Below are 12,466 nucleotides of genomic sequence, written 5' to 3'. Positions count from 1 at the left end.
AATCTTAACCAAACGGACTAACCAATGAGGGGACGCATCGTATTTCGGGCGATTCGCAGCGATTGTTTCCTAAGTTCCAGCGTCTCTGTAAACGCCTCGTCCTCGACCTCAATGCACACGGGGCCTTGGTAACCGGCATCCGACAGGGCCCCGATCCACTTGCCCCAGTCGATGTCACCCAAGCCCGGCACCTTGGCGGTTGCGCGGTCCATCGGCGGGACGAGCGATCCCACGTCGTTCAGTCGCTCGACATCGATGCGCATGTCCTTGGCGTGCGTGTGGAGGATGCGCGAACCGAATTCGCGAATCGGAGCGATCGGATCCATGAACTGCATCCGCAGGTGCGACGGGTCGTAGTTCAAACCGAAGTGCTTGGAGGGAATCGCCTCGAACATCCGCCGCCACATCGAAGGCGAACGAGCGATGTTGAGCCCCGTGGGCCAAGTCTTGGCGTAGAGCATCGGGCAGTTCTCGATGCCGAGGAAGATCCCTCGCTCTTCCGCGTGCTGAACGATCGGAGGGAAGACCTGCGTGAATAGCTCGAAATTCTCGTCGAGTGTTTTGTACTGATTCGCGCCAACGAACGTGTTGACGTTATTAAGGCCAAGCATCGGCGCGGCGTCGATTACTTTGTGCAGGTGAGCGATCGCGGCGGTGGCTTGGTCTTCGTTTGCCGAAAGCGGGATGGAATAGTACCCGAGCGCCGAGATCGCCACACGATGTTTGTCGAGCAGCGCCCGCACGTCGTCCGCCATCGCTTGCGTGAAGTTCGACACGTCGATGTGGCAGACGCCGCCGTACTTGCGGTCGGGCCCGCCGGGTGGCCAGCACATGACCTCGACGCAATCAAATCCCTCGCCACCGGCGAAGGCGAGCACTTCTTCGAGTGGCAGATCGCCAAAAATGGCGCTCACGAAACCAAGTTGCATGGGAGGGTTCCTTGTGCGAGGGGATGAAGTTCCTCGAACCAGTTTAGGGGAGGGCATGTAGGCTGATAAGGGTTCCGAGTTCGCGGGCAATTCTACTCGCAGACACGGCAGGCTGCCTGGGTTTCACGGCCGGGGATAAAGTCGCACTTTCGTGACTTTTTCATTGGGTGCGACTTTACTCGTTGGCTCATTTCGCGGGGGCGTGAAAAAGTGTCGTGTTTTCTCGGCTGGAATCATGGTCTGCTCGTAGGGTGCCCTCGGATAAAGTCGCAGGGGCAACCCGCAGGTGCGACATTACTCGTCTCTTACTCCCTCCCCCAAGTCGTTGCGCGAGGTTTTCTTCCATGGGACTTCGCACGAATCGCAACGACGTCTCGGGGGAGGGTTGGGGTGGGGGCTGAGTTTGCGAGTGAGCGTTCCATTTAGTTTAGTAGGCCGGGTCAAGCTCCGCGCCGACCCGGCGCACCGAGTGTTGAATATGTTCGGTCTCACAATGGGTTCCTCGGGCGTAGGTTGGATTGTGTCTCACGCCAAGGCGCAAAGACGCGAAGCGGCTAGCTCTGAAAGAGCGCGCTAAGGTAGCGCGTCCCTTCGGGACTAAGGTCGTTATTGGCAACGAGTTCCCAGGACTTCGTCCTGGGCTGTCGCAGCGCGCCACTTCGTGGCTAGGGCGTTAGAGGCGCAAGTGGTTGATGATTCGCGATTGGATTCAGCGTAACCTGCCGTATCGGCGCAGGCTTGATACGGCCTACCTAAATCCGCCCCCGCGTCCAACGCCCCACGCGTACGACGAACAGGCTGTATTGTATCAAATGTACATGCGTTTGTCAAGGGCCAATGTGTACGCGTGGACATTTTGTGAGAAATGGTTGGCAGGGCGGGAAAATCATTTGGCGTAGTAGGGCGGGAAGCGGCTGCGGGTCCGTGCCACCCGGTTTGGGCCTAGCGCCAGGCTCGGCGAGCAAGCAGGGGCAGGAAGGCGAGGGCCAAGAGCGCGGTGGTGGGTTCGGGGACCGCGGCGGGCCCATTCGCTTCCGGGGTGGGGTCGTTCGCCGAGCGGCCGAAGTTTTGTTTCCACAGGTCGTAGTCGCTGGTCGAGTGGGTGTCGCCGAGGCCATCTCGCCAGACGGTGTAGTCGGCGAGGTTTACGAAGCCATCGCCATTGAAGTCGCCGGCGAGATTCGGAGGGGTGAGTCCGATGACGGTGGCCATGACCATGGTCGGCAGGTAATCGATCTGCCAGTCGAGCCCCGCGGCAAGAGTTGGCAAGCCTTCGATGGAATCGAACATGCCGGTGATCTGTTTGGCTGTGAGCACGACGAGCTCGTCACCGAGCGCGGGGATGAGTTCGGCGGCGAAGTTGAAATCGAGCGTGCCCGCGAGCGTGGCGAGGCCGCCAGATGTGGGGGTGATCGTCCCGATCAATAGTTGGTCGAACTCGCCAGTTTCGAATCCGTTGACATCGATCTCAAGTATGCCCGATGCGGACTGAACGAAGTTGCCTTGAACTTGAAGGTCGCCGACGGTGGAACCGGGCGCGACGAGTCCGTGGTTGGTGAGGATGGATTGGTTCAAGGTCGTGTCGCCCGTGCTAACGATGGTTCCGCCGCCGCGGATGGTGGCACCAGCGTCGTTGGTGAGATTGGCCTCGTTCGTAGCCAACGTCCCATCCACGAAGATATCGCTCTCGGAGCGGTTGTTGATCTGCTGAGTACCGGCGATGGCGATGGTGCCTGTGGGGCTGATGTCGAACTGGCCGTCGTTATCGAGAAACGATTGAGAGAGGTCGAGGTAAAGGGTGTTAGTACCCACGGTGCGGAGGGTGCCGTGTTGAATGAAACTACCCCTCGCCTGCGTACTGACAGTTAGCGTGCCGGTATCGGCTTGGACGGTGCCCTCGTTAATGAACGTGGCAGTTAGGTAGTCAATTCTTCCATGCGTGCGGATGGTGTGCTGAGGACCGTTCAAGAATGTCACCCCCGCGGGAGCAGAGCTTCGTTGCAATTGGCGGCCCAGCAGTCGCAATTCGCCCGTGCCGGTGAATTGAAGGAGGGAACTTCGTTGAGAGAAGGTGCCGAGGATGAAGCTAAACTCAACAACGCCGTGGTTCTCGATAATGCCGGCGAGTTGGCCAGATTGGATCTGAATGAGACCTTCATTGACGACATCTTGCAGAAGTGGAGTGGAGCTACTGTTGGAAATGGTGACCGATCCACTAAACAGTTCGCCATTGGTGCCGGGAGCCGAGACTACCTTTCCACCCACCAGCCTTGTGGTTGAAATGACGCCGCCAGCGTCGACGCGGAGTTCGGCACCGGTGGCCGCTTGGGGAGTCTCGATGGCGAATAGGGCCAGTCGCGCCCCCGCTTGGGCATGAATGAGCCCTGAGTTTACTACAACTTGGCTTGGTGAAAGACTCGCCGTCGCGTTAGGAATGGCGACGATTGCGCCCCGATTGTCGATCTGAAGGTTGGTTGCTGGCGTGGTCACCGATCCGATGCGGAGGGTGGTGTCGGAAAGGGTGAGGGACACAGGCGTGGAACTCGAAACTCCGGTGGCCAGTCTTAGCTGCCCGCCGTTTTCTCCCAGTGCTACGACGCCGCCGACGAATTGGGTGCTGGCAGCTAGGTAGAGCTCGGTGGCTCGAAGCGTACCATCGATTTCGATACGTCCATCGACCGTAACTTGGTTCGTGCTTGTTCCAATGTTGCCTTCAAGCCTTAGATTGGAGAGACGCGACGTGGAAGTAACGAATCGGACCACGCCATCGGACGACATGGACCCTTGCTCGGCGGGAATGGCGCGAAGAATACCTCCCTGGATCGTTGTCGCCCACAGTTCAACTGTTCCCCCCGGCTGAGCTTCGATCACTCCGCGCGTATCGCTGTTGTAGTTGGTAACGGTGCTGTTGCTTAACCCGAGAGTGGCGTTGGCGGTGGCACGGAGTAGCCCCGTGTTGGTGATCATCGCTTGTTCGACGGAGAGATTGCGGTGGGGATGATCAAGCAAATCGTCACTGCCGAAGCCGGTTTCGATGATACCCCGGTTGTCGAGCGCACTCCCATTGAGAGTGATTCGACCGGCACCACGGATCGTGTTGTCATGATTGCGAAGCCGCGCGAAATTTGGCGAGCCACCAAAGGCTACGGTTGCAATGGTGGCCCCTGGTAACGCCGTCGAGGGATTGGCGAGTTGGACGACTCCTCCGCCGGAGAGTTCGACAGTTTCTCGGGCGAAGGTGACATTTTGCAGGACTTGGAACGTGCCGGAGTTGGAGATGCTGCCAGCCAGAGTGCCGCGCGTAGCGTTAATGGTCCCTTCGAATGCAACATTGTCAAACGCCGTGTCAGTAGTGTCGACAACTCCACTGCCGCTGGCGTCGGAGAGCGACGCGAGGCTCCCTCCTTCGAGGAGGATACGTTCGAGCGTCACTTTTGAGAGAGGGCCGGCCTCAATGCGGCCAATGTTGCCCGGCTGCTGGATGGTGGTGGGCTGCGATCCGCTGTAGCGAAAGCGTAGCTCTCCCCCGCCCACAGCCTGCGCGAGTCCAGAATTGGTAAGTATGGTCGAGTTGAGCACAGCATAGGGTTGAATGTCCAATATGCTGGCGGCCACATCGGCGGAGAGAGTTCCTTCGTTCAGAAATGTGCCCTGCGGGCGAACGGTACCGGCACCGCGGATCATGCCTTGGTTCCACCAGAGGCTAGCGGGAGTGCCCGTGGATGTTAACTGCGCCGGAGCACCTTCGGTGAGGACGACCTGACCCGTCGATTCAATAAGTAGCGGGCCAGTGGTATCAAACCTTCCACCTGGCGCAATTCGAATCGTACCTGCCAGTTGCGTATTGTCAGCGAAGAAGACGTTAGAGGTCACGGTCAGTTCGTCATAGGCATCCACCCGAAGCGAATCGACTGCGGTAATCTCAGTGGCGGTGAGGAGTACGCTTGTCTGAAGAGGATCGTTGTCGACGACGACAGAGTCCTGGTTCCCCGGCACCGCACCCGTCGACCAGTTCGCCGGGTCCGACCAACTGCCATTTTCCGGTCCGATCCAAATGGCGGTGGCGGCGTGCGTCGCGGTGGGGGCGAAGGCAAACGTGGCGACGAGCAGGGCGAGGGTGAGTCGATTCACTTGGCGGGGCACCTTGGGGGTGTTTTCGCGGAGTTTCGGGGTAAGGGGTTTATTGTAGTCGGGGGTTCGAATTGGGGGTATTAGTGGTTTTGGGGAGATGAGGGCGAGCCGGGAGCGTTAGCGACCGGAGACTTATTGAGAGGCGACGGTTTGCGATCGGCGTCCTTTCCGGGGGCGGGGACGCCCCGGCTCGCCTAAGAAGGAAAATGCTGAGTTCCATCGCGGCGCCGGCCCCCTCACCCTAGCCCTCTCCCCCATTTCGCTCGCGGCTGGGCGTGAGAGAGTGGTGGGGCATGCGCGCGAGCGAAACGGGGGAGAGGGGACAAAGGATGGCCTGACGCTTTCCCAGGGTAGCAGCATTCGCTGCAACCCTGGGCCGACAGACGTAATGCCTTCGGCATAGTTTGGGGTGAGAGTATTCCGAAGGGATTGTATGTGTCAGCCTAGTGTTGCGACGTCGCCGCTACGCTAGGGGAAGGACGTTGCGAGTACTACTCGGCTGCAAAGCGTGATTTGCCGGATCGGCGCGGAGCCAATCCTGTTCGGCCCGATGATTGCTGTTTAGCTTTCGGTTGCTTACGGAGTGTGTTGTTGGGAGGTCGAGTGCCTTGGAGTTTAGAGGGAGGGATGGTGTTGTAGCCATCCGCGCAGCAGTCATCCTTCTCGCTGTCGAGAAGACGCGAGTCCCCTAGGCACCCTGCGGCTGGAGTTTCTTAATGTGCGCTAAGAGCTCCTCTTGGTCGGCCATTCCACACAGGTAGTAGCAGATCATTTCGTACGTCCGCAGCGTGGGCTTACGCCCCGTCCACAGGCTGATCAGCAGGCACGCGATGATCGCGCAGTACGTTTGAATCTGGATGCCACGCTCGTCGTGACTGAGCAAGTGCCGGCAACCGAGGATATGCTTGAAGAAGCGGAAGAAGATCTCAATTGCCCAGCGATACTGGTACAGCAAGGCGATGATCGATGCCGGTGGATCGAGCAGGTTGGTTACCAGACGCAGGTAGCCATCGTTGCCGGGAGCCGAATGCGCTTTCCCTCCGCGTTTGGGATGCGGTGTGACGCGAATCGTCACTACCCGTACCGAATGATCGATTCTGCCGGTCTCCTTGGCCTTCAGGCCACCGAGTTGGACGACTTCGTCGCTCACGATCCCCGCGGCTTGGTCTTCTTCGCTTAATGGTCGCGACTCGATGGTCTCGATCCGGCTATTGTCGCGAATCCGGCAGACATAGCTGCTATTCATCTGGTGAATCTGATTGAACAGCGAGAACTTGGCGTAACCGCGGTCCATCACGTAGCAGCAATCGCTGCGTAGATGACGGGCCAGGACCACCCGTTCGTCGTTGTCTCCCCCGTTAGTGCCGTCGGTCACTTCGATGTGTGGCAGGTGTCGATCCACTTCGAACTGGGTGTGCAATCGCCATTTCACGAGGCCCGATCCGGTCTGCTGCTTTAGAACGGCCGCCTCCATCATGCGTGGAAGGGCCGTTAACAAGGTTCCATCGACCAGCATCAGCGTATGGCGGATATCTTTAACTCGTGCATCACGATCCAGCGGCTGGAGTTGATCGGCCAAATCCGCAATCACGCCCTGCAGGGCTTCGGGATCGAACACCCGCGTGGCTTCGGACAGCGAGCCGAGCGAAGCTCGGGGACAGCCTAGCTTCTTCTGTACCTTCTTCAGTTCGCTGGCCTGCTGGATCGCCCGCAGAGAGGAGACGACCGGATTGTAAAAATACAACAGCACCAGCATGCAGTACTGGTCGTAGTGCAACTGCCGATTCCCGGCCCGATCCCGCTCGCACCCCACCTCGTGCAACCGCCCCAACAGCGGAGCAAGCACATCAAAGTACTTTAGCCCCGTTACCTCCCGGGCCTCGACCAACTTGCGCTTAGGACTCGCCATGCAACTAGTAGAATCCACCTGATTCCATCGCGCAAGCCCAAAAATAAGAGCCCCGCTAAGTCTAAACTTAGTGAGGCGCAAATCGCGGGCCGAACAGGATTGGCGCGGAGCTTGATCGCGGCCTACTTGCCGCAGCGTCAAAACCTCTCGTGCTCCGCACACCGACAATCGGCCTTGGATAGGTTGCGAGGTGGCGAAGTTTGTTGCGGCCGAAAGTCGGTGACACCCGCTAACAAGAGGCCGCGGAGCGGCTGGCCATACATTCCCACGCGGGAGCGTGGGAACGAGAGAAGAGTGAAGAGGAGCGAAGCTACTTATCGCGGCGAAGGTCGACTTGGACCATGCGGGCTTGAGTGGAGAGCCACTTTTTCCAGAGCTCTCGGTCGTAGCCGTAGTGCTCGCCGGTGAGACGCACCAGGGCGCTCAGGACGTCGGGGTTTTGGAGGCGGCCCTCGGTGACTTTCGGTCCGCCGCCCCCCATCGAGAATCCGCCACTGGTAGGATTGAACGAGTAGGTGTCGCCGCCGCTACTTCCCCCAGTCACCTTTTTGTGCTTGGTGATGAGCGCGTCGATCAGCGGACTGATTGCGGACTGGTCTTCGAGGCTACCTAGCGCGACTGCGGCGCGGTTGACGACGACGTTCTCGTTGCTTCGCAGGGCTTTGACGTAGGCTTCGGTGACACCGCCACGGCCCGAGTTGACGAGGGACTCCAGCGCGCTCAGGCGGAGTTCTTCGTCGGGGTCGTTGAGCGACAACAGCACCAACGCGTTGACGGTCGATTGATGATTGATGCGTGCGGCGGCTCGGGCGAGCATGCGTCGCACTGCGGGGTCTTTCTCGGCATCTAGGAGTTCGACGATCGGCGGGCCGGCCAAGGGGTCGCTTACTTGTTCGAAGGCGGCCATCGCTTCCTGAACCCGCTCGGGACGACGATCGCCTAGCCAGCGACGCCACTTCTTGATTTCGGTGGTCCAGTGCGTGGCGAGCTCTTTGTGTTTGCCCTCGGCTTCGAGCAGTGCCACTTCCTGCCGGGTACGGTACTTGCCGCTGTGGAAAACCAGACCGCGCGACGACATCATCTGCTCGCGGGTCATCCACTCGCCATCGACGTTGCGGAAGTTGAGCATCTGGCGTGCTTCGGCGTTCGTGGGGTCGAGCTCCACAACGCGCTCGGCGTGCTTGGTGGCTTCGCTATTCAGGTTATGCTCGCGGCACCAGTTGGCCAGTGCCATTTGGGCCTCGATGGTGTCGGGAGCGGTACGGGCGCGGGCAGCGTATTTTTCGGACTCGGCCGTCGAGTAGCTGACCGACGAAACCTGCGATCGTTCGAGGGCGACCACGGTGCCAGCAGGGGTCGTGAGGCGATAGCTGCCATCTTCGAGCTGTTCGAGCTTGCCACTGATTCGGCCACCGGTGCCCAGCAGCACGTCGTCCGCGAACGCTGGCGCGGCGAGCAGGCAAAGGGCGATAGCAATTGTGGTTCGCATGGCAATTGGAGGAGGCAGGGTCACGGCCAGCAGACTACCCACTATTATAGAGAGGCCGACCTGGCGGGTGCCAGTCAAGAGTTTGGAGTTCCAAGGGGTTGGCCGCCGATTGTAGCGGTTATGTCGGGGCGGGGAGTGTCTCGAGGGGCGCCGCGAAAAATGCAGCCGGGGGCGGAGTTCCCTGGCAGGTTCCTTTCGGGCTCGGAGAGCCCTCCCACTGTTGAGTTCTTCCAATCTATTGAGTACGCGACATGTCCGTCCAGCAGCATCGTCAGGCCGGTGAAACTTCGCTCCGTGTGGCGGTGCTGACGGTCAGCGACACCCGGACGCTCGAGACCGACAAAGGTGGGGCGCTGGTGATCGAGCTCTTGGCCGCGGCGGGGCATGAGGTGGCGGATCGCGAAATCGTGCCGGACGAGCCGATGCTGGTGCAGGCGATGCTCGAGCAATGGGTGGCGAACGAAACGATCGACGCCGTGCTGATCACCGGCGGCACCGGCATCTCGGCCCGCGACAATACGTTCGAGGTGGTGGCGCTAATGCTTACCAGACTTCTGCCAGGCTACGGCGAATTATTCCGCATGCTTAGCTATCAGGAAATCGGCGCGGCCGCGATGCTTAGCCGAGCGGTTGGCGGGCTGTGCGACCAGACGATCGTGCTGACGATGCCGGGCTCGACCGCGGCGGTAAGGCTGGCGATGGAGAAGCTGATCGTGCCGGAGCTGGGGCACTTGGTGCATGAGGCTCGGAAGTAGGGAGTCTGCTCCGAGTTAGGTCCTCTGAGGGACCCTGAACTTATGTCATCCTGAGGGAGCCTTAGCGACGGAAGGATCTCGTGCGAAAGGGGACTCAGCTTGTTGATGAACACGTACCAAGATCGAGAGGTTTGTCCGACGACACGTAAGTCGTCGGCTATTGGGACTTCTATGGTGCGTTGCGCTTCCTCACTTCCTCACTTCCTCACTTCCTCACTTCCTCACTTCCTCACTTCCTCACTTCCTCACTTCCTCACTTCCTCACTTCCTCACTTCCTCACTTCCTCACTTCCTCACTTCCTCACTTCCTCACTTCCTCACTTCCTCACTTCCTCACTTACTCACTTACTCACTTACTCACTTACTCACTTACTCACTTCCTCACTTCCTCACTTACTCACCTACTCACCTACTCACCTACTCACCTACTCACCTTTTGGACCACCACGGCCCTTACGGGCCCCGCTCGCCTCGGTGGGACGGTTTTGGACTAGTTTGAAGACCCAGGCGATGGCGGCGGCGTTAAGGACTGCGAAGAAGAGGAAGACGCCGAGGCCGCCGAGTCGGGCGGATTCCTGGGTGGCGTCGACGGCGCTTTGCCAGTGGTCGACTTCTACTAGGGCTACGTAGCGGCGGATTTCGCGGAGCAGGGCGGCGGAGCACGTGGCGAGCGTCAGGGCGAAGGTTATCAGCCACAGCATCTGGCGTGGAATCCGTCCACGGTGCGCCATCCACGCCCAGGCGACGCCGTAGACCACGACGCCAGCAACGGCAGCAACGAGAATCAGTTGATTGCCCGGTTTGAGGATCTCGGAACGAACGACTTCGGGGACTGCGAACCAGTACCAAGCGGCGACGGCCAATGAGCCGACGACGCCGACGCCCGCGAAAAGGGCAAGCCGGTGGACGATCGTTGTGGTCGCGCGGCCGCGGAGTTGCCAAGCGAGGAGTAAGGCCAGGTTGGTGAACGAAGCAATGAGGAACAGCGACAGCCTGGGAGCGAGTTCCGGCGTGGCGTACCACATCCGGCCGGCGGCGTAGTGGTCGGTCCACGTTTGTTGGCTGGCGAGCGACAGCAGGTGGTTCTCCGACCAGCTCCAAGCGACGAACAGGAACATCGCGACGACACCGAGCCCGACGCTGGTTCGCAGCAGTTGGCCACGATGTTCGATCCATTTGCTTTTCTGCAGGTAGAGCAGGTAGAACGCGACGATCAGCACCGGCAGGATCGACATCCAGCGGTGGAACAGCAACAAGTTGGCCGTGTAGAACGGGTGCTTGTAGAGCAGTTGAATGAACAGGATCGGCGCGACGCCCAACGTGATGGTCACGCCCAGGGCGAAGGGCAGCCAGTCTTTCAGCACGGCAACGATCGTTCCGGTGGCATCGCAGTAGCTGCCAAACAGCCGCCACACGCCGGCCCCCGCGACGACGATCGCGCCGGCGACGACGTAGTTCATCGCCACGACATGCAGTACCAGCGTCACCAAGTAGAGGACGAGGTAGAGCAGGTTTTCGGTGTGTAGCTGGAGGGCGAACATGTGACGTCGAATGGCGCGCGGAACGAAAGGAATTAGTCGCGGATCTTCGCGGATTGGGCAGGATGGACGCGGATTTGTTAACTTTGGGTCCGAGGGGAATCGATTGGGACTACTCTCGCCTTGTTGAAACAGCGCTGCAGACTCGTTGAACGTGGATCCAAAAATCAAAACTCTTATCCGCGGAAATCTGGCCAGATCCGCGAAGATCCGCGTCTAATTCTTCTTCAACTCCCAGGCCGCGGAATCATCGATTGGGTGCCGGCTTCTTCCATGTACTCCTCGATTCGCGCGAAAGCTTCGGAATCGACGGGCGGCTTCCATTCGGTCGGCCGACTGTCGTGCCACCAGCGGATCATTTGCACTAGGGCTTCGAGCTCTTCGGGCGTTCCGGCGAAAGGAGGCATGAACGGTTTGGTGTGTTGCAGCTGCGCGATGTTGAGGCGTTGTTGCTCGACGCTCCAGGTGCCGGCGAGGTGCACCAGGCCGTTCGCGCCGTCCATGGTGTGGCAGATGCCGCACTGCATGCGGAACACCTTGGCACCAAGTTGCAACTGCGCGGTGGGATACTGATCGGGGTTCACGAGCGGGTAAGGGTCGTTGGCGACGGAGCCAACGCGGCGGAAGTAGGCGACTTCGTCTTCGGTGATGCTGTTGGAGTAGAGTTCGTGCCGCACGGTGTAGGGCTTGCGAACCCCCTCCCGGACGAACTCGCCACCGGCGGTCGCTGCGAAGGCCAGCATCACCAGCAACAGGGCGGTTGCGCCGTTGACGAACAGCCTTGGCTTGATGAGCATCGCCAGGGCGTAGGCACCGATCAGCGCCGAGGCACCGGCCCCCAGCGAAAAGAACAGCGTCATCGCGATGCTGCCCCCCATCACCCAGCCGCGACTGTCGGCCGGAAGCATCGCGAGATACCAGGCCCCGATGAAGGGCATCAGCGCCATCGGTGCGAGGAACCAGAACACCTGCCGTACGAGTGTTAGTTTTTCGTCGGGCGTGAACTGGCGGGCGACGTTGACCACCACCGCGGCGACAAGGCCCGCAATCGCCATCGCCGCGAGCGTGCGATAGATGAGCGAAGGCCAGAACGTGGCATTAAAAAATCCGGCCCACACGTGGCCGCGGTCCAGCCAATCGCCCGGCGTTAGCTGCCAGGAGAGAATGCCATTGATCCAGAACAAACTCATCCATGCCGCGAAGGCGTAGAGGATGAGTAGTGTAAGCCGCGTGCGACCATCGAGCACTTTGGCGTAGCGGTAGAAGGCGTAGCCGCTGATCACTTCGAGGCAAAAGAACGTCCACTCGGTCGCCCACAGCCAATGGAACTCGTCGACCATCATGCCGATGGTTCGCGGGCTGATTTGAATGGTCGTGAACCACATGGCGACGCCAGTGAGCGCCCCGGTGACGAAGCTCACCAGCACCAGCCAGCGAAAGTAGCCATCGACAAACCGGCGGGCGAGCTGGTCGCCATAGCGGTTGTCCCGCCACTGGAAGTAGCAAAGCAGCATGCCGCCGCCGATGGCGAACTGGGCAAGGAATACGTGAAAAATGCCGAGCCCGCCAATGACCATCCCCTTCATTACGGGGCCGAATTCGTTGATCGGGTAATAGGGAAACACGGCAGCACGATTGCAGGGGTTGGGCAACAAGCCCCGAATTGTAGAGGGGGCAGCATGGAATGACCCAATCCTACCATCCAACGCGAGCCT

The 12,466-nt window shown here is 59.9% G+C and carries 7 protein-coding genes; 1 reads left to right on the top strand and 6 read right to left on the bottom strand.

Annotation, left to right across the window (positions count from 1 at the left end; all coding sequences use genetic code 11):
• Positions 1–17: 17 nt before the first annotated feature.
• From SH292x_RS13210 to SH292x_RS13195, 4 genes are all read right to left on the bottom strand, one after another.
• Positions 18–929 (bottom strand): sugar phosphate isomerase/epimerase family protein, encoded by a 912-nt coding sequence (locus SH292x_RS13210; protein ID WP_442481477.1) that lies wholly within the window; start codon positions 927–929, stop codon positions 18–20.
• Positions 930–1,871: 942 nt separating this feature from the next.
• Positions 1,872–5,060 carry a hypothetical protein gene (locus SH292x_RS13205; RefSeq protein ID WP_442481476.1) on the bottom strand — a complete coding sequence of 1,063 codons (3,189 nt, stop codon included), beginning with the start codon at positions 5,058–5,060 and terminating at the stop codon, positions 1,872–1,874.
• Between the two features lie 688 nt (positions 5,061–5,748).
• On the bottom strand, positions 5,749–6,969 hold the full coding sequence (locus SH292x_RS13200; protein ID WP_442481475.1) for an IS4 family transposase: 1,221 nt from the start codon (positions 6,967–6,969) through the stop codon (positions 5,749–5,751).
• Positions 6,970–7,279: 310 nt separating this feature from the next.
• A complete protein-coding gene (locus tag SH292x_RS13195; protein ID WP_442481474.1) occupies positions 7,280–8,458 on the bottom strand; it encodes a HEAT repeat domain-containing protein in 1,179 nt (392 codons plus the stop codon).
• A gap of 251 nt (positions 8,459–8,709) precedes the next feature.
• On the opposite strand from SH292x_RS13195, the gene SH292x_RS13190 reads away from it, so the two are divergent.
• Complete coding sequence (locus tag SH292x_RS13190; protein WP_442481473.1) at positions 8,710–9,213, top strand: MogA/MoaB family molybdenum cofactor biosynthesis protein; 504 nt, start codon at positions 8,710–8,712, stop codon at positions 9,211–9,213.
• Between the two features lie 425 nt (positions 9,214–9,638).
• Here the strand turns inward: SH292x_RS13190 and SH292x_RS13185 are convergent, their stop codons facing one another.
• Positions 9,639–10,754 carry a hypothetical protein gene (locus SH292x_RS13185; RefSeq protein WP_442481472.1) on the bottom strand — a complete coding sequence of 372 codons (1,116 nt, stop codon included), beginning with the start codon at positions 10,752–10,754 and terminating at the stop codon, positions 9,639–9,641.
• A gap of 224 nt (positions 10,755–10,978) precedes the next feature.
• Positions 10,979–12,376 (bottom strand): c-type cytochrome, encoded by a 1,398-nt coding sequence (locus SH292x_RS13180; protein WP_442481471.1) that lies wholly within the window; start codon positions 12,374–12,376, stop codon positions 10,979–10,981.
• Between the last annotated feature and the right edge of the window lie 90 nt (positions 12,377–12,466).

It is taken from the genome of Aeoliella fuhlenseeensis (assembly GCF_052161615.1).
GTDB lineage: Bacteria > Planctomycetota > Planctomycetia > Pirellulales > Lacipirellulaceae > Aeoliella.
The sequence above is the reverse complement of the archived record's forward strand: the minus strand, read 5'-3'. Positions and strand labels throughout refer to the sequence as shown.